This is a genomic window from Erythrobacter donghaensis (assembly GCF_001557325.1).
In the GTDB taxonomy this organism is placed as follows: Bacteria; Pseudomonadota; Alphaproteobacteria; order Sphingomonadales; family Sphingomonadaceae; genus Erythrobacter; species Erythrobacter donghaensis_B.
Map to the genome: position 1 here is coordinate 1 of NZ_LSJS01000302.1, position 25,314 is coordinate 25,314.

The following is a 25,314-nucleotide window of genomic DNA, read 5'->3' on the forward strand; positions in this document are numbered from 1 at the left end:
TGCCGGAACCGCGCGCGCCGCCGCTGGGTTCGCCTGCCTCCTGTCACAGCAACACGCGAGGCGCCCGTCATGGCCAGTCCCCCACCACCGCCCCGTTCCTCCCGTTCCAAGTGGTTCTGGGTGGCCGCCATCGCCGTCCTCGCCTTCGTGCTCGTGATCGTGCTTTTCAACCCCTCGGGCAGCCGCGACGGCACTGTCGAGGATCCGATCGTGCTCGAGGATCCCGGCGAGGGTGTGGGCGTGGGTCAGGCCAACGAGCCCGAGGAAAGCAGCGACGCGCCCGCGCCCGAACCCTTCGCGCCGGGCGGCGAGCCGTCAGGCTGATCCGCCGTCTCGCCCCTCCCGCCGCAGCAACTCCGCCTTGATCTCCAGCCCATAGGCATAGCCGCCAAGCGTACCGTCGCTGGCGATCACGCGGTGGCAGGGGATCAGCACCGCGATGTGGTTCGCCCCGTTCGCCCCGCCGACGGCGCGGCTGGCCTTGGGGCTGCCGAGGGCGGCGGCGAGCTCGCCATAGGAGCGCGTCTCGCCCGCAGGGATGCGGCGCAGCTCCTCCCAGACGCGCTGCTGGAAGGCGGTGCCGTGGACGTCGAGCGGGATCGCGGCGCTGCCGGGGCCGGGTTGCTCAACCGCCTCCAGCACCTGCGCGAAGAGGTCGCGGAAGGTATCGCCTGCGGGCACGAGTTCAGCGCGCGGGAAACGTGCCCGCAATTCCGCCTCGCCCTCTCCGAAAGCCAGGCAGCACACGCCCACCTCAGTCGCGGCGACCAGCATGTCGCCGAGCGAGGTTGCCAGCACCGTCCAGTGGATCACGCGGCCCGCGCCGCCCCTTGTCCAGTCGCTCGGGCGCATGCCCATCCTGCCTTTCGTTTCCGCATAGAACTGTTCGGGGCCGCTGTAGCCCGCCAGTGCGAGGGCATCGGTCACCCGTCGCCCGCTCGTCAGCGCCTCGTGCACACGTTGTTGTCGCAGTGCGCGCGCGTATTGCGCTGGTGATAGCCCGGTTGTGCGCTTGAACAGGCGTTGAAAATGCGTCGCAGTATAACCTGTCAGCTCCGCCAATTCGTCCAGAGTCATCGCCCCCCGGTCGCGGATCGCGGCGATCGCGGCGAGGACGCAGGCCTCTTCCGCACTCTGGCTGCCCGGCGAGCAGCGCTTGCACGCCCTCAGCCCGGCCGCCTCGGCGTCGGCGGGGGTGGCATAGAAGCGCACGTTCTTGCGATGCGGCGCGCGCGCGGGGCACGAGGGGCGGCAGTAGATGCCGGTCGAATGGACGCCGGTAACGAAAGCCCCGTCGAACCGCCGGTCCTTGGCGAGCATCGCCTGCCAGCGTTCCTCGTCGGAGATGTTCTCTAAATGTTTCACGTGAAACATTGCTCGGGGTTACGGCAGCCATGCATGCCGAAATGCGGCGATAGCTGGTCGGCGAGATATCCGGGGTCGAGGCCCCTGAGCCGGTCGATCATCGCGCCAGAACTCCCTTGCTTGGTGTGGCAAAAAAGCATGTACGCGAAACGCTGGCGCGGCGCAGCCCGGGGCCTTGCGCTCAATGTGTGTTCAGGGCGCTGGAACTTTGGCCAGACTGACCGCAACAGCGCGGCTGCGCTCCTTGAGCGCTTCGAAGGTGATGCCGCTTTCGACCAGCGCATAGGAATTTACCGAGAAGAGCTGCTGATCGATCACCGTCAGACATCCACTGGCCCGTCCCTGTTTCTTCTCGGCCCCAAACTGCACATCAATGAGGAGGAAGATGTAGACGCAATCCTTGTCCTGGCCGCCGAATACAGGGCTTCCGACCTTCAGCGCATTTTCTTCACCCACGCCTTTGGCGATGTCCGCTTCGACCTCGCGCATCGCGGTTTCGATTTTCGCCAGCGTGCCGGAGTTCTGCATCTCCCGCGCAAGCACGGCAAGGAATAACGGCTTTGCCATAGTCACCGGTTCGTTGCGGATCGGCGTCTTGATATGCGTGTATTCCTCACCGAAGCTGCCGCAACGATCGAGGTTGGCATGGGTCACGCTCGACTTGTCGAGCGCCGCGATCTCCTTGGCCAGCGCGACATCCGGGCCACTCGGCAGGCAAAATCCTTCGGGACGGACATAGCTGAAGGCCGTATCGCCGACCTTGAAGGTCTCGCGCTGCTCGGCGCGGGCAATCCCCGGCGTCGCAGCGAGCGCCAGCGCTGTCAGCGCTAACGAGATATTGCGTTTCGTGATCATTGCCGCTCACCTTCTGCTTCGATACACCGCACGAAACGGCACTCATTGCACCAGCGGCGACGGATTCAAGGACTTTTTTCGATGGTTGAAGGGCTTGGTCGGCTGACGATCATCTTGCGGACGCTTCTGGGGCTGTCACTCGCGGCGCTGACGCTCGCCACACCGGCATCGGCAGATCCGGGCGATGTCGATGCCGCGGCGCGCGGCGTGGTGCGGGTGGTGATCATCGGCGAGGAAGGGGGCGGCGAGGCCGTCCCCGTCAGCCACGGGACCGGCTTTGCGGTCTCCCCCACCCGGATCGTCACCAACGCGCACGTGGTGGCCGAGGCGTTGCAGGACGATACGCTGCGCATCGGCATCGTCCCCTCCGAGGGCACCGGCGGGGCCTTCGCCCGGGTGGTGGCGGTGTCCCCGAGGAACGACCTTGCCCTGCTCGAAATCGCCAGGGGCTCGCTGCGCCTGCCCCCGCTGGCGCTGGCGGGGGGCAACACCGGCAATCTCGGCGAGGTCTCGGCGGTGGGCTATCCGATGAATGTCGACCTCGCCCAGGGCCTCGACATGGCGGACATCTTCCGCGCCCAGCCGCCGGTCAAGTCGCGCGGGTTCCTGTCGGGCGAGCGGCCCAGCCGTCAATTCGACACGATCCTCCACACCGCGCCCATCGCGCGCGGCAATTCGGGCGGGCCGCTGCTCGACCCGTGCGGACGGGTGATCGGGGTCAATTCCTTCAGCGCCGATGCCGAGAGCGGCGACGGCGAGTTCTACTTTGCGGTGTCCTTGCGCGAATTGCTGCCGTTCCTGCGCAGCAACAAGGTCGAGCCGGTGGTCAACGCCCTCCCCTGCCGCTCGATCGACGAGCTGAATGCCGAGGAGCGCCAGCGCCTCGAGGCCGAGCAGAACCAGGCCCGCGCGGCGCTGGAACAGCGCTCGGAGAGCTTGCGCGAGGTGCGCGAAACCGCCCGCCTCGCCGCGCAGATGGAGGTGCTCGAGGCGCGCGAGAACCGCATGGCGCTGGCGCTGATCGCGCTGCTCGCCTGCATCGGCGCAGGCTATGCCGCTTTCGTGTGGCGCGGCGACGAGGCGAGAGCCACGCATGTGCGGACCCTCGGCGCGCTGTCGGCGGCCGGGCTGGCGGCGGCGCTGCTCCTGTGGTTCACCCGTCCGGGCCTTGCCGAGATCGAGGAGCGGGTCGCCGCGGCGGTCGAGAAGGCTGGGGGAGGGGGCGGCAAATCCGATGTCCCGGGCGCGAAATCAGGCGCCGCCGAGGGCGCACTGATCTGCACCCTCGTCCCCGAACGCAGCCGCGTCACCACCGCGCGCACCGACGATGTCGCCTTCGAATGGTCGGCCGACGGCTGCGTCAACGGGCGCACGCAATACGGGCTCGGCCAAGGCGGCGAGTGGGCCCGCGTCTTCGCCGCCGAGGATGACGCCGCGGTGGCGGTCAACACCTATGACCCGGCGACGCGCACCCTTCGCACTGACCGTTACCTGTTGGGGCAGGAGGCGCTTGCCGCCGCACGCGAGGCCCGCGCCGCCTACACGCCCCCGTCCTGCGGAATCACCGATGCGGCGCGGACTCTGGGCGAGCAGCAATCGGCGCTGATCGCCGGCTTGCCCGAGCGGCCCAACGAGCGGCTGGTGTACAACTGCGCGGCGAAGGGTGCGGGGAAATGAGCCGAAAGCGGTGGATCGCGGCGATCGCGGGTCTGCTGGTGCTGGTACTCGGCGGGCGGATGGTGCTGCGCTATTTCGACTGGGAGGCATCGGAAGCAGCACGCCCCGACTTAGCCAATCTGCAAACCCTCGCCACCTCGGCCTGTCGCTGCGCGCGCGAAGTGGGCGACGGGGCGAGCAACGCCTGCTGGCAGGAATACAAGGCCGCGATCGCGGGTTTCCAGGTCAGCGGAATGGCCACCGCCTGCGAGCCCATTTCGACCGAGCTCGATTGCATCGTCACCGACGCAGGTGAGAAATGCATCGTCACCGGCTACGGCAACGGCATTTGCACCCCTGAGGAAGCCGACGCCGCCGACATCGCATGGACGCAAGGCCTCCACGCCGAGGGCGAATTCGGAACCCTCAGCGATGCAGCGCGAGAGAGGGCCACCAAGCGGGCCGACGCCGCTTTCAAGAATGTGATTGAGCGTATCAGGCGCGGCGAGCGCCTTGCCCCGGTTTCCGGCGCCAGCAGCTGCGGCTGACCCTCCCCGCTTCGCACCTGCACAAATCCTCCCCCACGCGGCTTGCAGGAACCGGAATCAATTGCTAGGCGCGCGCCAGCCTTGCGGGCAGCCCTTGCGCTCGTCCTGCAGCCAAGGCTCAAGCAAGACCCTCTGACCCTTCCGAGAGGAAACGAAGCGCGTGGATATTTCCGCCGGTATCAAGGCTAGCCTGGCTGGACGCTATGCCTCGGCCCTGTTCGATCTGGCTGCCGAGAATGGCAAGGTGACCGCGGTCGAGAAGGATCTCGAGACGCTGGGCGCGGCCCTCGCCGAGTCGGAGGATCTGGCGGCGCTGACCACCAATCCGGAACTCGCCCGCTCCGCGCAGGGTGCCGCGATGGCGGCGGTGGCCAAGAAGCTCAAGCTTTCGCCGCTGACCACCAATTTCCTCGGCGTGCTCGCCGCCAACCGCCGCCTTGGCAAGCTGCCCGCGATCATCGCCGCCTTCAAGGCGATCGCCGCCGCCCAGCGCGGTGAGGTGACCGCGACTGTCACCAGCGCCCATCCGTTGTCGGGCGACCAGCTCGCCGCGCTCAAGACCAAGCTCACGCAGCGCGAAGGTCGCACTGTCATGCTCACCGCCGCGGTCGACCCTGACCTGCTCGGCGGCCTCGTCGTCACCATCGGATCGCAGCGCATCGATGCCTCGATCCGCACCCGTCTCAACTCGCTCGCCAAGGCCATGCAGGCTTAAAGGACACGATAATGGAAATCCGCGCCGCAGAAATCTCGAAGGTCATCAAGGACCAGATCGCCAATTTCGGCACCGAGGCCGAAGTCAGCGAAACCGGCACCGTGCTGTCGGTGGGTGACGGGATCGCCCGCATCCACGGCCTCGACAAGGTGCAGGCCGGCGAGATGGTGGAATTCGCCAACGGGGTGCAGGGCATGGCGCTCAACCTCGAAGCCGACAATGTCGGCGTCGTGATCTTCGGCTCGGACGCCGAGATCAAGGAAGGCGATGTCGTCAAGCGCACCGGCACCATCGTCGACGTGCCGGTCGGCAAGGGCCTGCTCGGCCGCGTGGTCGATGCGCTCGGCAACCCGATCGACGGCAAGGGGCCCATTGTGGCCGAAAAGCGCAGCCGCGTCGAAGTGAAGGCGCCCGGCATCATCCCGCGCGAATCCGTTTCCGAGCCCGTGCAGACCGGCCTCAAGGCGATCGACGCGCTGGTCCCCGTCGGCCGCGGCCAGCGCGAGCTGATCATCGGTGACCGCCAGACCGGCAAGACCGCCGTCGCCATCGACACCTTCATCAACCAGAAGGAAGCCAACCAGGGCGACGACGAGGGCAAGAAGCTCTACTGCGTCTATGTCGCCGTCGGCCAGAAGCGTTCCACGGTTGCGCAGATCGTCAAGCAGCTCGAAGAAAACGGCGCGATGGAATATTCGATCGTCGTCGCCGCGACCGCTTCCGAACCCGCTCCGCTCCAGTACCTCGCGCCCTACACCGGCTGCGCGATGGGCGAATATTTCCGCGATAACGGCATGCACGCCGTGATCGTCTATGACGACCTTTCCAAGCAGGCCGTCGCCTACCGTCAGATGTCGCTGCTGCTGCGCCGCCCGCCGGGCCGCGAAGCCTATCCGGGCGACGTGTTCTATCTTCACAGCCGCCTGCTCGAGCGCGCGGCGAAGATGAACGAGGAAAACGGCCACGGTTCGCTGACCGCGCTGCCGATCATCGAGACCCAGGCGGGCGACGTGTCGGCCTACATTCCGACCAACGTGATCTCGATCACCGACGGCCAGATCTTCCTCGAAACTGGCCTGTTCTACCAGGGCATCCGTCCCGCCATTAACGTCGGCCTCTCGGTGAGCCGCGTCGGCGGCGCCGCGCAGACCAAGGCGATGAAGAAGGTTTCGGGCTCGATGAAGCTCGACCTTGCCCAGTACCGCGAAATGGCGGCCTTCGCGCAGTTCGGCTCGGACCTCGATGCCGCGACCCAGAAGCTGCTCAACCGCGGCGCGCGCCTGACCGAGCTGCTGAAACAGAAGCAGTTCTCGCCGATGCCCTTCGAAGAGCAGACCGTGTCGATCTACGCCGGCACCAACGGTTTCCTGGACAGCATCCCGGTGAACCGCGTGAACGAATACGAGGCGCAGATGCTCGAATTCATGCGCCGCGAACACGGCGCGGTGCTGGCCGAGATCCGCAGCTCGAAGAAGTTCGAAGGCGAAGTCGCGGACAAGACCAAGGCCGCGCTCGAAGCTTTCGGCAAGCAGTTCGCGTAAGGACGCCCTGACGTGCCCTCACTCAAGGAACTCAAGGGCCGGATCAACTCGGTCAAGTCGACCCAGAAGATCACCAAGGCCAAGCAGATGGTCGCGGCGGCCAAGCTGCGCCGTGCCCAGGCTGCGGCCGAGGCCGGGCGGCCCTATGCCACGCGCCTCAGCGCGGTGATGGCTTCGCTGGCGAGCAAGGTCTCGGGCTCTGCCGCGCCCAAGCTGCTGGCGGGCACCGGCGCGGATCAGCGGCACCTCCTTGTGGTGGTCAACACCGACAAGGGGCTGTGCGGCGGGTTGAACTCGAACCTCGTCAAGGCCGCCAAGGCCAAGGCCAAGGAGCTGATCGCGCAGGGCAAGACGGTGGAATTCTACCTCGTCGGCAAGAAGGGCCGCGCGCCGCTGAAGCGCGAGTTCCCGAGCCTGATCGGCGGCGGCTACGACACCAGCGTGGTCAAGACCCCGGGCTTCGATGAAGCCGAGGCCATCGCCGATGAGCTGATCGCGCTGTTCGACGCCGGCCAGTTTGATGTCGCGCACCTGATCTTCCCGACCTTCAAGTCGGCGCTGGCGCAGGACCCGACCGTCACCCAGCTGATCCCCGTCCCCGCCCCGGCCGAGGCCCCGGTGGCCGACGCCGTGGTGCAGTACGAGCCGGGCGAGGAGGAAATCCTCGAGGAACTGCTGCCGCGCTACGTGCGCACCCAGCTGTTCGGCGCACTGCTCGAGCGGGAAGCCTCGGAACAGGGCGCCTCGATGACCGCGATGGACAACGCCACGCGCAACGCGGGCGAGCTGATCCAGAAGCTGACCATCCAGTACAACCGCAGCCGCCAGGCCGCGATCACCACCGAACTCATCGAAATTATCGCGGGCGCGGAAGCGCTCTAAACGAAGGCTAGGAACGAAAAATGGCCACCGCCGCTCTCAACCAGACCACCAACGGCACGATCTCGCAGGTCATCGGCGCCGTCGTCGACGTGCAGTTCGAAGGTGAACTGCCCGCGATCCTCACCGCGCTCGAAACCCGCAACGGCGACAAGACGCTGGTGCTCGAAGTCGCCCAGCACCTCGGCGAGAACACCGTGCGCACCATTGCGATGGACGCGACCGAGGGCCTGACCCGCGGCAGCGAAGTCGTGAACACCGGCGCGCAGATCAGCGTGCCCGTGGGTCCGAAGGTGCTCGGCCGCATCATGAACGTCGTCGGCGAAGCGATCGACGAGCGCGGCCCCATCGGCGCGGAAACCACCGCCCCGATCCACGCCGAGGCCCCGGCCTTCATCGACCAGTCGACCGAAGCCGCGATCCTTGTCACCGGCATCAAGGTCATCGACCTCCTCGCGCCCTACGCCAAGGGCGGCAAGATCGGCCTGTTCGGCGGTGCGGGCGTCGGCAAGACCGTGCTGATCCAGGAGCTCATCAACAACATCGCCAAGGGCCACGGCGGCGTGTCGGTGTTCGCGGGCGTGGGTGAGCGCACCCGCGAGGGCAACGACCTCTACCACGAATTCCTCGACGCGGGCGTCATCGCCAAGGATGCCGAGGGCAATGCGACCTCGGAAGGCTCCAAGGTGGCGCTCGTCTTCGGCCAGATGAACGAGCCCCCGGGCGCCCGCGCGCGCGTCGCCCTGTCGGGCCTGACCATGGCGGAATATTTCCGCGACGTCGAAGGCCAGGACGTGCTGTTCTTCGTCGACAACATCTTCCGCTTCACGCAAGCCGGTTCGGAAGTGTCGGCGCTGCTCGGCCGTATTCCTTCGGCGGTGGGTTACCAGCCGACGCTGGCGACCGATATGGGCAAGCTGCAGGAGCGCATCACCTCGACCACCAAGGGCTCGATCACCTCGGTCCAGGCGATCTACGTCCCTGCGGACGACTTGACCGACCCGGCGCCCGCGACCTCGTTTGCGCACCTTGACGCGACCACCACGCTCAGCCGCGCGATCTCGGAGCTCGGCATCTACCCGGCGGTCGACCCGCTCGACTCGACGAGCCGCGTGCTCGAACCGCGCGTCGTCGGCCAGGAGCACTACGACACCGCCCGCCGCGTCCAGGCGATCCTCCAGAAGTACAAGTCGCTTCAGGACATCATCGCGATCCTCGGGATGGACGAACTTTCGGAAGAAGATAAGCTCACGGTCGCCCGTGCGCGGAAAATCCAGAAGTTCCTCAGCCAGCCCTTCCACGTCGCGGAAGTCTTCACCAACATCCCGGGCGTCTTCGTGCAGCTCGAGGACACGGTGAAGAGCTTCAAGGCGGTGGTCGACGGCGAATACGACCACCTGCCCGAGAGCGCCTTCTATATGGTCGGCGGCATCGATCAGGCGGTCGAGAAGGCCAAGAAGCTGGCCGAAGAGGCGTAAGGCATTGGCGCTGCGTACGATCTTGCTGTCTGCGGGATTTTGCGCAGCGACGTTTGCTGGTGCGGCAACCGCACAGGCGCAGAGCGTTTCGGCACCTGCCAAGGACGCCTACGAAAGCGCCCTGCACTCGATCTTCAGCCTCTGCCCGGCGCTTGTGTCGGGCAAGGTCGCTCCGGATGCGGTTCGTCTGGCTGATTTCGGCCTGAAAACCTCGCCCGGTCGTCCGGGGGATTGGCAGGCCGAATTTCCCAACGGCGTGGCAATCGTCGATTTCGAGGCCGCAGACCGTTCCTGCGCGGTGAGCCTGGCGAGCGAGCGCGCGCTGTCGTTCGGCGACTTCATTATCGGTCAGATCGAGACATTCGGCTTCACCGTCCTCGTCGATCGCCGGAAGGAAGCCGTCAGCGGCGGGGTGTGGATCAAGCTTTCGCCGGACAAGCGGCGGCGCGAGCAATTCACTGTCGTCAAGAATCCCAATGGTCCCTTGTTGACCGTGTCGTATACCGAGAAGGCGAACTGAAAATGCCCCTCCACTTCGAACTCGTCACCCCCGCCAAGCTCGTCCGTTCGGAAGAGGTCCACATGGTGGTCGTCCCCGGCACCGAGGGCGAATTCGGCGTGCTCGAGGGCCATGCGCCCTTCATGAGCACGATCCGCGACGGCGCGGTGCAGGTCTTCGCCAAGGAGGGCGCTGTCCCTGAGATCATCCAGGTGCGCGGCGGCTTCGCCGAGGTGAACGAGAAGGGCCTCACCGTGCTGGCCGAGCACGTCGAGGGCTGACACCTCGCCCGCGCGACAAAGCTTGAAGGGCGGGCCGCAGGGCTCGCCCTTTTTGCATCCGGCCTCGCGGAAAATTAACCACGTCCGTGGCATGCCTCGCGGCCATGTTCATGTCTTCGGATATCCGCCCCGCCCCGGCCTCTTCGCTGCTGGCGCGCAGCGATGCGGCGATCGTGCTGGCGCTCGCGCTGCTCACCTTCTTCGTGCGGGGCGCGTGGATCGGCGATCCCAATGCCGATGTCGACGAGCAGCTCTATTCGCTGATCGGCAACCAGATGCTCCACGGCGCGGTGCCCTTCGTCGATCTGTGGGACCGAAAGCCCTGGGGGCTGTTCGCGCTCTTCGCGGCCTTCCACGCGATCGGCGGGCCGGGCTCGGAGGCCTACCAGACCGCGGGCGCGCTCTTCACGCTGGGCGGCGCGGTGATGATCTTCCACCTCGCCCGCGCGCAGGCCGACCGGATGACCGCCGCCGCGGGGGCCGCGCTCTACGTGGTGCTGTGCACGATCAACGACGCGCATTCGGGCAATTCGGAGGTGTTCTTCATCCCGCTGCTGATCGCGATGGCGGTGCTGGTGCGCGACACTGAGCATCCGCGCGCCCTGGGCCGCGCGGTTGTAGCCATGCTGATCGGCGGCATCGCGCTCCAGATCAAGTACACCGTGATCCCGCTGTGCCTGTTCTTCGGCCTGTGGGCGCTGTGGGGCCAGTGGCAGCGCGGCATGAAGCTGTGGCGGCTTGCGGCGCTCGCCGCAGGTTTCGGCGTGCTCGGCGTCCTGCCGACCGCGCTCGTCAGCGCGGGCTATTGGGCGGCGGGGCATTGGGACGCCTACGTCTTTGCCAATTTCGTCTCCTTCTTCGACCGCCTCCCCGCCGCCACCGGACGGGTCCACCCGCTGATGCTCGCCTATCTCGGCCTGCAATTGTCGTTGAGCTGGCTCGGCATCCGTGCAGCGCAGCGCATCTGGCGCGAGGGGCTACCGCGCCATTGCGTGTTCGTGATCATGTGGCTGGCGGCGGCGGTGGCGACGGCCTACCCCCCCGCGACGGTCTACCGCCACTACCTCGCCGCGCTGATTCCGGCGACGGCGCTGCTCGCCCTGCCGCTGTTCCATCGCGAGCCGAGCGAGCGGATCAACCGTGCGGCGCTGCTGCCGGTCGCGGTGTTCCTGCTGATCGTGCCCTTCCAGTACTGGGTGAGCCACGAGAACCGTTCGGCAACTTTCCGTCTGGCCGAGGCGATCACCCCGCATGTCGATGCACAGGCGGGTAAGTGCCTGCTGGTCTTCGACGGGCCGACCTCGCTCTACGGCCTCACCAATAGCTGCCTGCCGACCAGGCTGATCTACCCCGATCACCTCAACAACGCGCTCGAGATGAACGCGCTGGAGATGCGGCAGGAGGACGAGGTGCGACGCATTCTGGCCACCCGCCCGCCGGTGATCGTCACCGCCGACCTGCCGCTCACCCCGCAGAACTATGCGGCCAAGGACCAGGTCGATGCGGCGATCCGGCGCGATTACCGCCTGATCGCGAAGGAAGAACTCCACCACCGCTACATTTTCGCGTGGGTGCGCCGCCAGCCCTGAACGCTCCCGCGCTTGCATGCGCGCCAACTCCCTGCAATTCTAGCGCTTCGCACGGGCCCTCGAGCGGCCGGTGCAGCAGCCATCTCAGGGAGAGACCCACTTGAAACTCGCATCATCGCTGGCCATGGCCCTTGCCATGAGCACATCGACCATTGCCCTTGCCGATGACGGCATTCCTGGGCCCGAGCAGGATCCCTACATCTTCCTCGAGGAGGCGCGCAGCCCCGAGGCGCTCGATTGGGTCGCCAAGGAAAACGCCCGCACGCTGGCCGCCTTCGAGGCCGATCCGCGCTATGCGCAGCTGAAGGCCGAGGCGCTGGCGATCTTCGACAGCAACGACCGCATCCCCTTCGTCAGCTTCCGCCCCGACGGGCTCTACAATTTCTGGCAGGACAAGGCGAACCCCAAGGGCGTGCTGCGCCGCACCACGCTCGACAGCTATCGCACCGCGAACCCGCAGTGGGAGATCATCCTCGATGTGGACGCGCTCGCCAAGGCTGAGGGCAAGGAGTGGGTCTATCAGGGCTCGACCTGCCTGCCGCCCGCATTGAACCGCTGCATGATCGCATTGAGCGACGGCGGCGAAGACGCCACCATCCTGCGCGAATTCGATACCCGGACCAAGCAGTTCATCGAAGGCGGCTTCGTGCTCGACCAGAAGAGCCAGGGCGGGGTCGAGTGGGTCGACGAGAACACGCTGCTGGTCAGCCGCAACTTCGGCGAAGGCACCCTCACCGAGAGCGAATATCCCTTCACCACCCGCGAATGGAAGCGCGGCACCAGGATCGAGGACGCGCCCGAGATCTTCCGCGGCGATGCCAAGGACGTCTCCTCGGGCGCGGCGCTGCTGCGCGACAACGATCACGTCATCCACGCGCGCATCGCCTATCGCGGGATCAGCTTTCACGAACGGCTGTGGTACGTGTGGTCGGACGGCCAGTGGCTCAAGCTCGATGTGCCGGCCAAGGCCAACCCGGTCGGCATCGTCGACGGACACATGCTGTTCTCGCCCGACGTCGACTGGACCGTCGGCGATCAGACCTTCCCTGCCGACAGCCTCGTGGCGGTCGATCTGGAGGAGTGGAAGGCCAACCCCAACGGCGCCAGGAAGGCGCTGGTGTGGGCGCCGGGCTACCGCCAGACCAAGCAGGGCAGCACCGTCACCGCGGGCGGGCTCTATGTCGCGCTGCTCGACAATGTCGTGGGCAAGGTGCTGAAGTTCAACTTCGATGACGGGCGCTGGACCAGCCAGCCGGTCGCCCTGCCCGACAACGCCACGATCGGCATCGCCGCCTCCTCGGACGACAGCGACCAGATCATGTACACGGTGAGCGGCTTCCTCGAGCCGACGACGCTCTACTACACCGACGGCACGGCTGCACCGACGGTGATCAAGACCTCGCCGTCCTATTTCGACCCGGCGGGCGCCACGGTCGAGCAGTACGAGGCGGTCAGCAAGGACGGGACGAAGATCCCCTACTTCATCGTCAAGCCCAAGGGGATGAAGGCCGATGGCAGCACCGCGACGCTGCTGACCGGCTACGGCGGCTTCCAGGTGCCGCGCCTGCCGGCCTATCTCGGCTCGACCGGCAAGCTGTGGGTCGAGAAGGGCGGCGCCTATGTGCTCGCCAACATGCGCGGCGGCGGGGAGTTCGGGCCGCAATGGCACCAGACCGCGATCCGCGAGAACAAGCAGCGCACATGGGATGACTTCATCGCTGTGGCCGATGATCTGGTGAAGCGCGGCTTCACCAAGCCCGAGCACCTCGGCATCCAGGGCGGCTCGCAGGGCGGGCTGCTGGTGGGCACCGCCTTCACCCAGCGCCCCGACCTGTTCGGCGCGGCGATCGTGCAGATCCCGCTGTTCGACATGCTGCGCTATCACCTGATCGGGCGCGGAGCATCGTGGATCGGCGAATATGGCGATCCGCGCATCCCCGAACAGCGCGCCTGGATCGAGGGCTATTCGCCCTACCAGAAGATCGTCGCGGGCGTCGAATACCCCGAGCCTTTCCTGTGGGCCTCGACTGCCGATGACCGCACCCACCCCGCCCATGCGCGCAAGGGGGCGGCGAAATTGAAGGCGCTCGGCCAGCCCTATTACTACTTCGAGGATACCACCGGCGGCCACTCGGGCGGGGTCGACAACGACCAGCGCGCCAAGCTCCAGGCGCTCCAGTTCATCTACCTGATGAAGCGCCTGATGGACGATCGGCCCGCCAAGTAGGCGAGCCCTCGCGGCCACGAAAGGGGCGGCTCCACGCGGGTGGAGTCGCCCCTTTTCGCGTTAACCCCGGCGAGAAGGAGGCTCGCTGTAAGCCTTCCCGACACTCCGTCTTCGGTTCGTCGCGCGCACGGCACGGAGCGTTTCATCAACGCCTCGCTAACCATCACCGGCAAGGTCTCGTTAGGCCCACGCGTCAACACTCGGGCCATCGGGGGCGATGACGTAACGACGAGGAGCATCACCGATGGCCTATGACCGGAACATCTCGATCGCCGATGCGATCAAGAGCTACAACCAGCTACCCAAGCACCACCGCGTCCACTGGTCGAAGGCGCGAAAGGACGAGGTCGTGCGCGCAGTGCGCGAGCGGACGATCAGCTTCCACGAGGCGCGGACCCGTTACCTGCTGAGCCGCACCGAGTTCGAGCAATGGGAGGCGGACTACCTCGCGACCAGCGGAGACGACGCCCGGATCGAGCATGACGCCTGAGGCTCGCGCCTAACGCGTCGGTGCGTCGAAATCGGCGGGCTTGTTGGCGATCCAGGCGACGAATTTGGCGATGGCGGGATTGCTGCGGATCGCCTCGGCATCCTCGCCGATGCGCGCCAGCTCGTTGTTGGTGAAGTTGGCGTGGATCGTCTTGTGACAGATCGGGTGGATCGGCACCTTGATCTTGCCCTTCTTGGACTTGGGCACCGGGTGATGCCACTGGACGATCTCGCCCAGGGGGCGCTCGCAGAGCCAGCAGGTGAGGGTTTGGGGATCGTCACTCATAGCATGTTGTAGCTCCACTGGAGCACATAGGCGACCGCCGCGTAGCCTGCCGTTTCGGGGAGCGCGATCCACCGGCGCTGCTCCCAGCGCAGCGCGCGACTGGCCGCGAACAGAGCGGTGCCGATGATCTGAACGGCACCGAACTGATGCTCATGAGGCGTTTTGTCGGGAATGTAGGGCGCGAGGCAGACCAGCGCGAGCAGCAACGCGCCTGTCTCGATAACGGCGCGCAGCAGCCTCACCCCTTCTTCTCCGCCGCCTTCTTCTTCTTCATCGCATCGTGGAACCGATCCGCCCAGCCGTCCTTCACGAGCTGCTCGGCGCGCACCATCCTGAGCTCGCCCGGAGCAACATCGCGGCTGACGGTCGAGCCTGCCGCGACGATCGCGTCAGCGCCGATGGTGACGGGGGCGACCAGCGCCGAGTTCGAGCCGATAAACGCGCCCGGCCCGATCACGGTCTTGTACTTGAAGTAGCCGTCATAATTGCAGGTGATCGTCCCCGCCCCGATGTTGGCGCCCGCGCCGATGGTGGCATCGCCCAGGTAGGTGAGGTGGCTCGCCTTGGCGCCCTGGTGCAGCACGGCGTTCTTCACCTCGACGAAATTGCCGACGAAGCTGTCCTCCTCCAGCACCGCGCCGGGGCGCAGCCGCGCGAAGGGGCCGACCTTGACGCCGCTGGCAAGGCTCGCGCCTTCGATGTGACTATTGGCGCGGATCAGCACCTGGTCGGCGACCTTCACGCCGGGGCCGAAGAAGACATTGGGCTCGATCGTGACGTCCCGGCCGAGCTCGGTGTCGAAGGCGAAGAACACCGTGTCGGGCGCGATCAGGGTCGCGCCCTCGTCCATGGCGCGCAGGCGCCGGGCGGCCTGCCAGCGGCTCTCGGCAGCGGCGAGTTCGGCGCGCGAGTTGATGCCGGCCACCTCGTCGGCGCTCTGTGCCACGATCACCGCGCAGGGACGACCATCGGCGATGGCGATGTTGACGATGTCGGGGAGGTAGTATTCGCCCTGGGCATTGTCGTTGCCGACCCGCGCCAGCAGGCCGAACAGGTCACCGCTGCGCGCCGCGAGCAGCCCCGAATTGCACAGCCGGCAGGCGCGCTCGCCTTCATCGGCGTCCTTGAATTCCACCATCTTGAGGATCGTGCCCGCGTCGTCGGCGATCACCCGGCCATAGGCAAGCGGATCGTCCGGCTCGAAGCCGAGCACCACCGCAGCCGGGGCGTCCTCGCCATGCAGCCGCTCGAGCATCGCGCGCATCGTCGCGGCCTTGACGAAAGGCACGTCGCCGTAGAGCACCAGCACGTCGCCCTCGAAGCCTGACAGCGCTGCCTCTGCCTGCTGCACCGCGTGGCCGGTGCCGAGCTGCGGCTCCTGCAGGCAGGTCGCCGCGCGCGTGCCCACCGCCGCCTCGATCTGCTCGCGCCCCGCGCCGACCACCACCGCAGTCCGCTCCGGGCCCAACTCGGCGACGCTCGCCATCAGGTGATCGAGCATCGCGCGCCCGGCAATCTTGTGGAGCACCTTGTGCGTGTCGCTCTTCATCCGGGTGCCCTTGCCGGCGGCAAGGATGATAGCGGCGAAGGGGTTGGTCGTGGTGGTCATGTGCCTGTCCTTAGGGAAAGGCGCGCTTGCCAGCAAATGCTTGCAGATTGAAGTAGGTTGGGCCACCCCGCGCCCCACTTCTGGAGAGACCATGACCGACATCCCTTTCGGCGCCATCGGCTTCGACCTTGACGGCACGCTGCTCGACACCTTCCGCGATCTTGGCGCGGCGGTGAACCATGCGCTGGTGCTGGGGGGCTTTTCCGAGGTGTCGGTCGAGACCTCGAAAGACCTGATCGGCGGCGGCGCGAAGATCATGCTCGCCCGCGCGGTCGAGGCGCAAGGGGGGCTGCCCGAGGCCGAGTTCAAGCGGCTCTACAAGGCGATGCTGGCGTTCTACGAAGCGAACAACGCCGTCCACACCGTCCCCTACCCCGGCGTCCGCGAGGTGCTGGCGGCACTGGCTGCGCGTGGGATCAGGATGGCGGTCGTCACCAACAAGTTCGAGGCCTTCGCCCGCAATGTCCTGACCCGGCTCGATCTGATCGATGCCTTCGAGACCGTGATCGGCGGCGACTCCATGGGCAAGGGGCCCGGCGGCCAGTTCCTCGCCAAGCCTGACCCTGCCCCCGTGCTCAAGGCGCGCGCGGTGCTGGGGGGCGGCTCTTTCGTCTTCATCGGCGATTCCACCTATGACGCGCGTGCTGCGAAAGACGCGGGCGTCCCCTTTGTTGCAGCCGCCTACGGCTATTGCGATGCCCCGGTGGAACGGATGGGCGCGGACGCAGTGATCGATTCGTTCGCGGGGCTGATCCCGGCACTGGAGGGCCTTGCCCGCACCGCCTGACCCTACGGCACGGGCCGCTGTCAGTTCGGTGGTTGCATGGGCGGCGCGAAAGTGCCACGCAGCGCGCCGCATATCGGTTTACGCAGGCGTAAAGCGCGCCGCACTATTGGACAGGAGAACACCCATGACCATCAGCTTCAAGGACAAGGTTGCCATCGTCACCGGTGCGGGCGGCGGGCTCGGCAAGGCCTATGCGCTCGAACTCGCCCGTCGCGGCGCGAAGGTCGTTGTCAACGACCTCGGGGGTTCGCGCGACGGCACCGGCACCTCGGACGCCGCGGCGCAGGTTGTCGCCGAGATCGAGGCGATGGGCGGCGAGGCGATCGCCAACGGCGCGTCGGTCACCGAATTCGAGCAGATGGAAAAGATGATCGCCGACGCCAAGCAGAAGTGGGGCGGCGTCCATGTGCTGATCAACAACGCCGGCGTGCTGCGCGACAAGACCTTTGCCAAGATGGAGCCGGCCGACTTCGAGTTCGTGGTGAAGGTTCACCTCACCGGCTCGGCCTTCGCCACCAAGGCCGCGTGGGAAACCATGCGCGAGCAGGGCTATGGCCGCATCCTGATGACCGCCTCCTCTACCGGCCTGTTCGGCAATTTCGGCCAGGCCAACTACGGCGCCGCCAAGCTCGGCCTTGCCGGCCTCACCAAGACGCTGGCGCTCGAGGGCGCGAAGTACAACGTGCGCGTCAACACGCTCTCGCCGGTCGCGGGCACCCGCATGACCGAGGACCTCTTCCCCGAGGAAGCCTTCAAGCTCTTCGCGCCCGAGAACGTGGTCCCGGCCGCGCTGTTCCTCGTCTCCGAGGACGCGCCGACCAACGCCATCGTCGGCGCGGGTGCGGGCGGCTATCACTCCTCGTGGACCGTGATGAACGACGCCGTGTGGCTGCCGGAAGGCGAGCGCACCCTCGAAGGTTTCGCCGCGCGGTGGGAGGAGATCTCGTCCTTCACCAACCTCATCGCCCCGCAATCGGGCAGCGAGCAATCGGGCAACATCCTGCGCGCGATGCAGCAGGTCACCGGCACCGGGCCGTCGAGCGCGCGCGGCTGATCCGGCATTCAGCGACGGAATTGAGGAGGCCCGTCCCCGCGAGGGGGCGGGCCTCTCTCTTTCAGGCGGACAAAGCGGACACCGTGTCCGCTTTGCTCGTTCGCGAATACCTCAATCGTTCCAGGTGCCTGCGCCCACTTTCACGAAGCGGACGGACAGGGGAGCGGGGTCTTGTTTCGCGCCCCGGCGATCCAACGGCCTCGCAGGCCGGGCACAACGATGGGAAAGAGCGGAGGCGGATCGTATCGGATGGCAAGCCTGTAGGAAATGCCGCGCCCCGTCCCCCACTCGTCACCCCGTGCTCGACACGGGGCTTGGCTGCCTTCCCTCCGCGAACAGATGAAGAAGAGCCAAACCCCGGATCAAGTCCGGGGCGACGGGTGAGGGGATGGCGGCTTCAGCCTCATCCTGGCCATAAGCGGACGTTCTGAAGACGACCCCGTTCCAGACATTAAGTGGTTGTGTTATCGAACCACCATGCGCTGGCTGAGTTCGCTCCTTGATCGACTGAGAAGACCCAAGGGCCTATATCCGGAATGCTTGTGGAACGTCTCCGTCGATGAGATCGGATTTCGCGCGACCGACCAAACCGGTAAGACAGTCTATTTACCTCGCGAAAACCTTGAATCCGTTGTCGTTGCAACGAACGATACTGGCCCTTGGGGTGCAGACGTATGGTGGCTCATGTATGGTGCGGACGGTCAACTTGCATGTGCGTTCCCTCAGGGCGCGACGGGAGAGAAAGACGTCCTTGATGCTCTGCTAGCGCTGCCAGGCTTTGATCAGACCGAGATGATTAAGGCGATGGGTTGCACCTCGGTCGCAACGTTCATTGTATGGAAGCAATGTTGTCGGGTCGCCACCCAGCCACAGTCACTTAGATAGCGTGCTGTAAGCCCGAAAGCTTCAATTCTTGCTGATCGAGTCCGCGCGCGCCCCTATTCCTCGACCGCCTTCAACAGCCGCCGCTCCATCGGGGCGAGCACATTCGCCAGATCATGCCCGCGCTTCAGCACCTGGCCGTGTTCGCCGAACAGGGTCCACATCCCCTGCTTGCCGCGCAATGCGGGGCGCTTCTCCACCCGGGCCTGCGGGCGCTCCGCGGCGCGGCGGAAGGCGGCGAAGGTGGCGGCGTGGCGGGTGAAGTCCATCGCGTAGTCGCGCCATTCGCCGGCTGCGACCATGCGGCCGTAGAGGTCGAGGATGCGCATCAGCTCGGGCCGTTCGAAGCCGACCTGATCCGCACCGCGGGCCGGAAAGGGAACCACCTGTCCGGGCGTGCCCCCCGGCGAGTGTGGTGCGGCCATCCTCGCCCTCAGTCCTTGGTGCCGCTCTTGCGCAGCCGCGCGGGCGCGGGCGACGGGGCCGGAGCCTCGCGCTCGGCGATCAGCGCCTTCAGCAGCGCCATCTCCTCGCGCATGCTGGCGACCTCGGCCTCGAGCTTCTCGACACAGTCGCCGCGCGGGCGGCCCTTGTCGTCGCAAGGGGGGTCATCGCAGGGCGTGCCGTAGGGGATGAATTCCTTGATCCACTCCTCCGCCGGAACCAGCGTCGAGCGGGCCTTCAAGCCGATCATCGTCGCGCCCGCGGGCACATCGTCGGTCACCACCGCATTGGCGCCCACCCGCGCGCGCTCGCCCACCACGATCGGCCCGATGATCTGCGCGCCCGAACCGATGATGACATTGTCCTGCAGCGTCGGGTGGCGCTTGCCGCCCTTGCCGTTGGTGGGATTGGTGCCGCCCAGCGTGACGCATTGGTAGATCGTGACGTTGTCGCCGATCTCGGCGGTCTCGCCGATCACGGTGAAGCCGTGGTCGATGAAGAAGTTCTTGCCGATGGTGGCGCCGGGATGGATGTCGATCGCGGTCAGCAGCCGCGAGACATGGTTCACCAGCCGCGCGAGGAAATACATCCTTGCCTCGAACAGCCAGTGCGCGATGCGGTGGAAGCCCAGCGCCCAGACGCCGGGGTAGAGCAGGATCTCCCAGCGCGAGCGCGGCGCGGGGTCGCGGGCGCGGATCGAGTCCAGATAGCTGACAAGACGGTCAAACATGGCCCCTCGCTTTTCCCACCAAAGCGCGCCCGATGCAATCGGGGCCGCGCGACCGTTAGAGCAGGCGCTGCTGCTCGGGCCCGTGCAGGGCTTCGAGCGCGGCGCGCCAGACAGACATGGTGGCGGGCGTCTGGCGTTCAAGGGAGATGCGGTCGATTGTCGCCACCAGCGCCTCGATCGCGGCGAAGCTGCGTGTCGTGCGGGGGACGAGGTAATCGGCCGCGCCCTCGGGCAGGCTGAGCCCGCGCGCCTCGGCGTGGGCGAGGATCAGATCGGCGGCCAAGGCATCATCGGGCGCGCCGATTGCGAGCTGGAGCGAGCCGCCGATGCGCGAGGCAAGATCGGGGAGCGTGATGCGCCAGCCTTCCGGCCCTGCGGCGGCGACCAGCAGCAGCGCTCCGCCCTCCCGGGTGCCGCCCTGCTGGACGGCGTTCCAGCGGTGGAACAGCGCGGTCTCGTCCATGCCTTGCGCATCGTCGATCACCTCGAGGGCATCGCCATGCAGCCCCGCCGCCCAGCGCGCGAGCAGGCTCTTGCCCGAGCGTGGCGGACCGGTGAGGACGGCGACGCGGAACGGCCAGCGTTCCGGGTGCTGGAGCGCCTCGACGACGGCGGCATTGGCCTCCCCCACCACGATCCGCTGCACCGTGCCGCGCGCGGACAGGGGAAGGGCTATCTGGGACGGCTCGCCCATCGCGGCGCGCAGGCCTTAGCGGCTGATGGCGAGCGCGTTCGCCCCGCGCCGCACGTTAAACCCGCGCGCTTCAAGGGCGGCGGCGAGCTCGTCTAGCGATCCGGCGAAGGCGACGCTCATCACCGAGGTGCCGCCGATCGCGGTGCTGGTGACACCCACCCCGCGCACCCCGCCGGTGGCGCGCACCGCGCCCAGTGCGGCATCGAAGGCCCCGGCATCGGGGCTCGCGAACTGGACGGTGATGTTGCGCACCGCGGCCTCGCCGGGCTCGATCCCGGTGACGGGCTGGGCCTCGATCTGCGGCACTTCGCCCGCGGCTGCGGCGGCCGCGGCGGCCTTCCTCGCCTGCGCGGCGCGGCCGATCTCGATCAGGCGCTGGATCGCCGGGTCGATCACCCCGCCCGCACCCAGCCTGAGGCTCGGATCGGGGCGGAGCTTGCCCGAGGCCAGTGCGCCGGTGAAGATCTGGTCCATCCGCTCCACCGCCTGCGCGAGCATCGCGGGGACGGCGTCGGGGCTGTCGGCCTTCAGGGTGAAGCTGTCGAGCGGGCGGCTGTCGGGGCCGTAGCGCGCGGTGAAGGTGCCGGTGACCGGCCCGCCGGGGAACTGGTGGTCGAGCCGGGCGAAGGCCATCAGCACGTCGGTCGCGCCGTACTGATCGAGGGTCGAGCGCCACCAGCCGCGGCTGTGCCGCCCGGTCTGGCCGAAATTGACCAGCAGCGAATCGCCCCCGCCGCCCGAGAGGCGCACGTAATCGATCCGGCTCGCGCCCGGGTTGAACTCGGCCCAGGCGCGCTGCCAGGGGTTGCGCTGTTCGAAGGTGATGTAGGCCCCGCCTACCTCCTGCACCGGGATCAGCAGCAGCGGCGCCGAGCGCGCGGTCTGCTGCGCCCCGCCGAGATAGCCGCTGGCGCGCTGACGGTCGAACACCACGCCCAATGTGGCGATGTAGCGCCGGGGGCCGAGGCGCTCCTTCTCGATCACGATCGCCGAGACGAGGCCTTCGAGCTGGCTGTCGGAGAGCTTGGGGCCCTTGAGCTTCTCCCACGCCTTCCTCTGCGCCTCTCGCCAGCCATTGGTGCGCGCGTCCTCGGCGCTCTTGCCCTGGACGTCGACGTTAATGCCCTTGACCTCGATGTCGGCGCTGGCGGCGGTGGGCGCGATCCCGCGCTCGCCCGCGACCTGCGCGATCACGGCAAATCCGCCGCCGAGCAGCGCCAGCATCAGCAGCGCGCCTGCCAGCCAGCGCCGACCGGCGGCGCGGGAGGATGCGGCCACCGGGCCAGGAAGGGAAAGCGTCGCACGCATGGGGAAAGCCCTGCCCCTTTGCCCAAAGGCGGGTGGAATTCCAAGCGCGAACAGCTATGGCGGCGTGCATGACTTCGGGGACAAACGAGAGCAAGCCGCAGGGCTCGGGCTACACCTATGCCGATGCGGGGGTGTCGATCGCGGCGGGCAATGCGCTGGTCAAGGCCATCGCCCCGCTTGCCAAGGCCACCGCGCGCCCCGGGGCGACGAGCGAGCTGGGCGGGTTCGGCGGGTTCTTCGATCCCAAGGCGGCGGGATATAGTGACCCGCTGCTGGTCGCGGCCAATGACGGCGTCGGCACCAAGCTCAAGCTCGCGATCGAGCATGACCGGCACGACACGGTCGGGATCGATCTGGTCGCGATGTGCGTCAACGATCTGATCGTTCAGGGCGCGGAGCCCTTGTTCTTCCTCGACTATTTCGCCACCGGCAAGCTCGAGAGCGGCGTCGCCGAGCGGGTGATCGCCGGGATTGCCGAGGGCTGCAAGATGGCAGGCTGCGCGCTGATCGGCGGCGAGACGGCGGAGATGCCGGGGATGTATGCGCCCGGAGACTATGACCTCGCCGGCTTCTGCGTCGGCGCGGTGGAGCGCGGCGAGCAGTTGACGGGCGACAAGGTTGCGCCGGGTGACTTTCTCATCGGCCTCGCTTCAAGCGGCGTCCACTCGAACGGCTACTCGCTGGTCCGCAGGCTCGCGGCCGACAAGGGCTGGAAGCTGAACCGCCCTGCCCTGTTCGATCAGGAGCAATTGCTGATCGACGCGCTGATCGCGCCGACCCGCATCTATGTCGCGAGCCTGCTGCCGCTGATCCGCGAAGGCCGCATCAATGCGCTGGCCCACATCACCGGCGGCGGCCTGCTCGAGAACATCCCGCGCATACTTCCGCAAGGCGCCCACGCCCATGTCGATGCCGACCTCTGGCCCCAGCCGCGCCTGATGGCCTTCCTGCAGGCGCAGGGGCATATCGAGCCCGAGGAAATGGCGCGCACCTTCAACTGCGGCGTCGGCATGGTGCTGGCGGTGAGCGAGGCGCATGTTGGCGAGGTCACTGCAAGGCTCGAAGCATCGGGCGAGACGGTCGTGCCCGTCGGCCGGATCGCAGCGGGCGAGAAGGGCTGCACCGTGCGCGGTTCGGTCGAGACCTGGTCCGCCAAGAGCGATTGGAGCGCCACGCACCTTGGCTGAGAAAGCCAGAATCGCCGTCCTCATCTCCGGCGCGGGCACCAACATGGCCGCGCTGGTCTATGCCAGCCGCGTGGCGGAGTGCCCCTACGAGGTGGTGCTGGTCGCCTCGAACAATTCCGAAGCTGAAGGTCTTGCGCTGGCCAAGGCCGAGGGCATCCCGATCTTCGCCCTGCCCCACAAGGGGCTGACCCGCGCCGATCACGACGCGGCGATGGAGGCCGCCGTGCTGGAAGCAGGCGCGGACCATATCGTGCTCGCGGGCTACATGCGCATCCTCTCGGACGGGTTCGTGGAGCGCTGGGCGGGGCGGATGCTCAACATTCACCCCTCGCTGCTGCCCAAGTACAAGGGCCTCGACACCCATGCGCGCGCCATCGAGGCGGGCGACAGCCATGCTGGCACCAGTGTCCATCTGGTGACGCCCGAACTCGACGCGGGCGAGGTGCTGGCCCAGATCGCGGTGCCGATCACGCCCGATGACACCCCGGAGAGCCTCGCCGCGCGCGTCAAATTCGCCGAGCACCAGCTCTACCCGCGTGCCGTCGCCGACTATGTCAGCCGCTGGCGCGATCCGGCGGCGCTGCTGGCGCGGGTGCGCGCGCTTGCGCTCGCCCTGCCCGAAACCGACGAGCGCGAGAGCCACGGCAGCCCTGGCTTCCGCGTTGGCGGCGACAAGTCCGGCAAGTTTTTCGCCTATTTCGCCGACCAGCACCACGGCACGGAACATATCGCCCTGCTGGTGCGCACTGGCGGCATGGACGAGTTGCTGAGCCTCGTGGAAGATCAGCCAGAGGTCTATTTCAAGCCCGCCTATTACGGCGCGAGCGGGTGGGTGGGGATCATCCTCAACCGCCCCGGCGTCGATTGGGACGCCGTGGCCGAATGGCTGGAGCGCAGCTGGCGCGGCGCCGCGCCCAAGCGGCTGACGCGGCTGATCGACGTGGCGGAGGAATTCTGATGGCCGCGCCGGTGCGCGATCACCTGCTCGCCCGCGGCCCGCTTGCCGAGCGCGCCAATGCCTTCCTCGGCAAGGCGTGGGAGCGCGGCTGGCTGCCCCCGCCCGCGCTCGACCCGGAGGCGCTGTGGGCGCTCGCCGCCAAGCCCTACGGCGCGCGCGCCGAGGCGGCGGAGCATGGCGGGCGCGCGCCCGAGGGCGTCGCCGATTTCCGCGAGCGGCTCGCGCGGCTCGTCGCCAGCATCGCGGCGCAAGCCGATCTCAACCCGCTCGGGCGCGCGATGGCCTGGGGGCAGTTGTCGCGCGCGGTGAAGAACCGGCTCGCCTTCGGCAACCTGTGGCTGGAGCGGCCCGAGCTGCTCGAGACGCCCCTCGCCCCGCCGATCATCGTCATCGGCCATATGCGCTCCGGCACCACCCGCATCCACACCCTGCTCGCCGCCGATCCGGCGCACGCGCACACCCGCTATTGCGACGCCTATCATCCCGTCCCCGGCAAGCTGGGCATGAACCGCGTCAAGGCCGCGCTGGAGCTCGCGATGCTCGGCCTGCTCAATCCGTGGATGCAGTCGATTCATCCGATGGCCCCTGCTGCGGTCGAGGAAGAACTGGCGTGGATTTCGGCCGCGCTCCACCATTCGATCTACGAGAGCCAGTGGCACATCCCGGCCTTTTCGGCGTGGAGCGAGGCGCGTGATCCTGCGCCGATCTACCGCGAATTCCGGCGCATTCTCCAGACCGACGCGGCGCACCGGGGGATCGCCGACAAGCCCCGCGTGCTGAAAGTCCCCGCCTTCGCCGAGGACCTGTCGACCCTGCTCGACCTGTTCCCCGAAGCCCGCCTCGTCATCGCCGAGCGTGAGCACGAGGCGGTGCTCCGAAGCGCGATCAGCCTCGCGGCCAATCAGATGGCGATGCAATCGGACAGCTGCTGCCTCGATGCGATCGAGGCCCGCTGGCGGCACAAGATTGCCTTGCGCGAAGCGCGCATGGCCGAGGCGCTGGCGAGCTGGCAGGGACCGGTTGCGCGCGCCTGCTTCGATGCGCTGAACGCGGACTGGGAGGCGGCGATCACCGGCATCTACGCCGACCTCGGCCTCACCCTCACCCCTGAGGCCCGCGCGGCGATGCACAAGGTCATGGCCGCCAGCGAAGACGGCCACCACCGCGCGCATGCGGCGCAACTGGCGCGCTTCGCAGAAGCCGGATAGCAAAAGGGCCGCCCCTTGCGGGACGGCCCCTTGCCTGTCGTTCTG

Annotated in this window: 26 protein-coding genes; 17 read left to right on the top strand and 9 right to left on the bottom strand. The window is 67.4% G+C overall.

The window, feature by feature from the left end:
- Positions 1–69 precede the first annotated feature (69 nt).
- Complete coding sequence (locus AX692_RS17240) at positions 70–324, top strand: hypothetical protein (RefSeq protein WP_155644989.1); 255 nt, start codon at positions 70–72, stop codon at positions 322–324.
- On the opposite strand, the gene AX692_RS17245 is transcribed toward AX692_RS17240, so the two are convergent.
- Entirely contained in the window at positions 316–1,374 is a 1,059-nt protein-coding gene (locus tag AX692_RS17245; RefSeq protein WP_073973180.1) for a methylated-DNA--[protein]-cysteine S-methyltransferase, read from the bottom strand. The two genes, AX692_RS17240 and AX692_RS17245, sit on opposite strands and share 9 nt — an antisense overlap.
- 183 nt (positions 1,375–1,557) lie before the next feature.
- Positions 1,558–2,220 carry a hypothetical protein gene (locus tag AX692_RS17250; protein WP_073973181.1) on the bottom strand — a complete coding sequence of 221 codons (663 nt, stop codon included), beginning with the start codon at positions 2,218–2,220 and terminating at the stop codon, positions 1,558–1,560.
- Between the two features lie 81 nt (positions 2,221–2,301).
- Between AX692_RS17250 and AX692_RS17255 the strand changes: the two genes are divergently transcribed.
- The 11 genes from AX692_RS17255 to AX692_RS17305 all read left to right on the top strand — a co-directional run bounded on the left by AX692_RS17255 (position 2,302) and on the right by AX692_RS17305 (position 14,123).
- On the top strand, positions 2,302–3,897 hold the full coding sequence (locus tag AX692_RS17255; protein WP_081095425.1) for a S1 family peptidase: 1,596 nt from the start codon (positions 2,302–2,304) through the stop codon (positions 3,895–3,897).
- Complete coding sequence (locus AX692_RS17260) at positions 3,894–4,424, top strand: hypothetical protein (RefSeq protein ID WP_073973182.1); 531 nt, start codon at positions 3,894–3,896, stop codon at positions 4,422–4,424. The genes AX692_RS17255 and AX692_RS17260 overlap by 4 nt, the downstream gene beginning before the upstream one ends.
- A 160-nt stretch (positions 4,425–4,584) precedes the next feature.
- Positions 4,585–5,139 carry a F0F1 ATP synthase subunit delta gene (locus tag AX692_RS17265; protein ID WP_073973183.1) on the top strand — a complete coding sequence of 185 codons (555 nt, stop codon included), beginning with the start codon at positions 4,585–4,587 and terminating at the stop codon, positions 5,137–5,139.
- Positions 5,140–5,150: 11 nt separating this feature from the next.
- Complete coding sequence (atpA, locus tag AX692_RS17270) at positions 5,151–6,680, top strand: F0F1 ATP synthase subunit alpha (RefSeq protein WP_073973184.1); 1,530 nt, start codon at positions 5,151–5,153, stop codon at positions 6,678–6,680.
- Between the two features lie 12 nt (positions 6,681–6,692).
- Complete coding sequence (locus tag AX692_RS17275; RefSeq protein WP_073973185.1) at positions 6,693–7,562, top strand: F0F1 ATP synthase subunit gamma; 870 nt, start codon at positions 6,693–6,695, stop codon at positions 7,560–7,562.
- 20 nt (positions 7,563–7,582) lie between these two features.
- The gene (gene atpD, locus AX692_RS17280; protein ID WP_073973186.1) at positions 7,583–9,037 is read left to right on the top strand and encodes a F0F1 ATP synthase subunit beta; all 1,455 of its coding nucleotides are present in this window, start codon (positions 7,583–7,585) and stop codon (positions 9,035–9,037) included.
- 4 nt (positions 9,038–9,041) lie between these two features.
- Positions 9,042–9,557, top strand: a complete 516-nt coding sequence (locus AX692_RS17285; protein ID WP_155644988.1) for a hypothetical protein — start codon at positions 9,042–9,044, stop codon at positions 9,555–9,557.
- 2 nt (positions 9,558–9,559) lie between these two features.
- Positions 9,560–9,817: an ATP synthase F1 subunit epsilon gene (locus tag AX692_RS17290; RefSeq protein WP_073973188.1), complete on the top strand. Its 258-nt coding sequence runs from the start codon at positions 9,560–9,562 to the stop codon at positions 9,815–9,817.
- Between the two features lie 110 nt (positions 9,818–9,927).
- Positions 9,928–11,406, top strand: coding sequence for an ArnT family glycosyltransferase (locus AX692_RS17295; RefSeq protein WP_196490088.1), 1,479 nt, complete (start codon positions 9,928–9,930; stop codon positions 11,404–11,406).
- Positions 11,407–11,542: 136 nt separating this feature from the next.
- Positions 11,543–13,633 (top strand): prolyl oligopeptidase family serine peptidase, encoded by a 2,091-nt coding sequence (locus tag AX692_RS17300; RefSeq protein WP_073973190.1) that lies wholly within the window; start codon positions 11,543–11,545, stop codon positions 13,631–13,633.
- 244 nt (positions 13,634–13,877) lie between these two features.
- On the top strand, positions 13,878–14,123 hold the full coding sequence (locus tag AX692_RS17305; protein WP_073973191.1) for a DUF1153 domain-containing protein: 246 nt from the start codon (positions 13,878–13,880) through the stop codon (positions 14,121–14,123).
- Between the two features lie 9 nt (positions 14,124–14,132).
- Here AX692_RS17305 and AX692_RS17310 read toward each other — a convergent pair whose 3' ends face one another.
- The 3 genes from AX692_RS17310 to glmU are packed head-to-tail and all read right to left on the bottom strand — an operon-like array spanning position 14,133 to position 16,017.
- Positions 14,133–14,408, bottom strand: a complete 276-nt coding sequence (locus tag AX692_RS17310) for an HNH endonuclease (RefSeq protein ID WP_073973192.1) — start codon at positions 14,406–14,408, stop codon at positions 14,133–14,135.
- Positions 14,405–14,650 (bottom strand): hypothetical protein, encoded by a 246-nt coding sequence (locus tag AX692_RS17315; RefSeq protein WP_073973193.1) that lies wholly within the window; start codon positions 14,648–14,650, stop codon positions 14,405–14,407. Before AX692_RS17315 ends, AX692_RS17310 begins: the two co-directional genes overlap by 4 nt.
- Positions 14,647–16,017, bottom strand: coding sequence for a bifunctional UDP-N-acetylglucosamine diphosphorylase/glucosamine-1-phosphate N-acetyltransferase GlmU (glmU, locus tag AX692_RS17320; protein ID WP_073973194.1), 1,371 nt, complete (start codon positions 16,015–16,017; stop codon positions 14,647–14,649). The genes AX692_RS17315 and glmU overlap by 4 nt, the downstream gene beginning before the upstream one ends.
- Before the next feature lie 91 nt (positions 16,018–16,108).
- Between glmU and AX692_RS17325 the strand changes: the two genes are divergently transcribed.
- Positions 16,109–16,804 (top strand): HAD-IA family hydrolase, encoded by a 696-nt coding sequence (locus AX692_RS17325; RefSeq protein WP_073973195.1) that lies wholly within the window; start codon positions 16,109–16,111, stop codon positions 16,802–16,804.
- 124 nt (positions 16,805–16,928) lie between these two features.
- Positions 16,929–17,858 (top strand): SDR family NAD(P)-dependent oxidoreductase, encoded by a 930-nt coding sequence (locus AX692_RS17330; protein WP_073973196.1) that lies wholly within the window; start codon positions 16,929–16,931, stop codon positions 17,856–17,858.
- Positions 17,859–18,796: 938 nt separating this feature from the next.
- Here the strand turns inward: AX692_RS17330 and AX692_RS17335 are convergent.
- Genes AX692_RS17335 through AX692_RS17350 form a run of 4 tightly spaced genes read right to left on the bottom strand, consistent with a single transcriptional unit; the run spans position 18,797 to position 21,886 of the window.
- A complete protein-coding gene (locus AX692_RS17335) occupies positions 18,797–19,165 on the bottom strand; it encodes a DUF2794 domain-containing protein (protein WP_073973197.1) in 369 nt (122 codons plus the stop codon).
- 8 nt (positions 19,166–19,173) lie between these two features.
- Positions 19,174–19,914 (bottom strand): serine O-acetyltransferase EpsC, encoded by a 741-nt coding sequence (gene epsC, locus AX692_RS17340; protein ID WP_073973198.1) that lies wholly within the window; start codon positions 19,912–19,914, stop codon positions 19,174–19,176.
- Between the two features lie 55 nt (positions 19,915–19,969).
- On the bottom strand, positions 19,970–20,608 hold the full coding sequence (locus tag AX692_RS17345) for an HdaA/DnaA family protein (RefSeq protein ID WP_073973199.1): 639 nt from the start codon (positions 20,606–20,608) through the stop codon (positions 19,970–19,972).
- Between the two features lie 15 nt (positions 20,609–20,623).
- Positions 20,624–21,886 carry a heavy-metal-associated domain-containing protein gene (locus tag AX692_RS17350; protein WP_330997368.1) on the bottom strand — a complete coding sequence of 421 codons (1,263 nt, stop codon included), beginning with the start codon at positions 21,884–21,886 and terminating at the stop codon, positions 20,624–20,626.
- Positions 21,887–21,984: 98 nt separating this feature from the next.
- Between AX692_RS17350 and purM the strand changes: the two genes are divergently transcribed.
- The 3 genes from purM to AX692_RS17365 are packed head-to-tail and all read left to right on the top strand — an operon-like array spanning position 21,985 to position 25,269.
- Positions 21,985–23,103, top strand: coding sequence for a phosphoribosylformylglycinamidine cyclo-ligase (gene purM / locus AX692_RS17355; RefSeq protein ID WP_073973222.1), 1,119 nt, complete (start codon positions 21,985–21,987; stop codon positions 23,101–23,103).
- Positions 23,096–24,061, top strand: a complete 966-nt coding sequence (purN, locus tag AX692_RS17360; protein WP_081095426.1) for a phosphoribosylglycinamide formyltransferase — start codon at positions 23,096–23,098, stop codon at positions 24,059–24,061. Before purM ends, purN begins: the two co-directional genes overlap by 8 nt.
- Complete coding sequence (locus AX692_RS17365; protein ID WP_073973201.1) at positions 24,061–25,269, top strand: sulfotransferase; 1,209 nt, start codon at positions 24,061–24,063, stop codon at positions 25,267–25,269. The genes purN and AX692_RS17365 overlap by 1 nt, the downstream gene beginning before the upstream one ends.
- The last annotated feature ends 45 nt before the right edge of the window (positions 25,270–25,314 follow it).

Coding starts and splice junctions, on each gene's coding strand:
- AX692_RS17240 (WP_155644989.1), top strand. CDS start 70: ATGGCCAGTCCCCCACCACCGCCCCGTTCCTCCCGTTCCAAGTGGTTC.
- AX692_RS17245 (WP_073973180.1), bottom strand. CDS start 1,374: ATGTTTCACGTGAAACATTTAGAGAACATCTCCGACGAGGAACGCTGG.
- AX692_RS17250 (WP_073973181.1), bottom strand. CDS start 2,220: ATGATCACGAAACGCAATATCTCGTTAGCGCTGACAGCGCTGGCGCTC.
- AX692_RS17255 (WP_081095425.1), top strand. CDS start 2,302: ATGGTTGAAGGGCTTGGTCGGCTGACGATCATCTTGCGGACGCTTCTG.
- AX692_RS17260 (WP_073973182.1), top strand. CDS start 3,894: ATGAGCCGAAAGCGGTGGATCGCGGCGATCGCGGGTCTGCTGGTGCTG.
- atpA (WP_073973184.1), top strand. CDS start 5,151: ATGGAAATCCGCGCCGCAGAAATCTCGAAGGTCATCAAGGACCAGATC.
- atpD (WP_073973186.1), top strand. CDS start 7,583: ATGGCCACCGCCGCTCTCAACCAGACCACCAACGGCACGATCTCGCAG.
- AX692_RS17290 (WP_073973188.1), top strand. CDS start 9,560: ATGCCCCTCCACTTCGAACTCGTCACCCCCGCCAAGCTCGTCCGTTCG.
- AX692_RS17295 (WP_196490088.1), top strand. CDS start 9,928: ATGTCTTCGGATATCCGCCCCGCCCCGGCCTCTTCGCTGCTGGCGCGC.
- AX692_RS17300 (WP_073973190.1), top strand. CDS start 11,543: ATGAGCACATCGACCATTGCCCTTGCCGATGACGGCATTCCTGGGCCC.
- AX692_RS17305 (WP_073973191.1), top strand. CDS start 13,878: ATGGCCTATGACCGGAACATCTCGATCGCCGATGCGATCAAGAGCTAC.
- AX692_RS17310 (WP_073973192.1), bottom strand. CDS start 14,408: ATGAGTGACGATCCCCAAACCCTCACCTGCTGGCTCTGCGAGCGCCCC.
- glmU (WP_073973194.1), bottom strand. CDS start 16,017: ATGACCACCACGACCAACCCCTTCGCCGCTATCATCCTTGCCGCCGGC.
- AX692_RS17325 (WP_073973195.1), top strand. CDS start 16,109: ATGACCGACATCCCTTTCGGCGCCATCGGCTTCGACCTTGACGGCACG.
- AX692_RS17330 (WP_073973196.1), top strand. CDS start 16,929: ATGACCATCAGCTTCAAGGACAAGGTTGCCATCGTCACCGGTGCGGGC.
- AX692_RS17335 (WP_073973197.1), bottom strand. CDS start 19,165: ATGGCCGCACCACACTCGCCGGGGGGCACGCCCGGACAGGTGGTTCCC.
- epsC (WP_073973198.1), bottom strand. CDS start 19,914: ATGTTTGACCGTCTTGTCAGCTATCTGGACTCGATCCGCGCCCGCGAC.
- AX692_RS17345 (WP_073973199.1), bottom strand. CDS start 20,608: ATGGGCGAGCCGTCCCAGATAGCCCTTCCCCTGTCCGCGCGCGGCACG.
- purM (WP_073973222.1), top strand. CDS start 21,985: ATGACTTCGGGGACAAACGAGAGCAAGCCGCAGGGCTCGGGCTACACC.
- AX692_RS17365 (WP_073973201.1), top strand. CDS start 24,061: ATGGCCGCGCCGGTGCGCGATCACCTGCTCGCCCGCGGCCCGCTTGCC.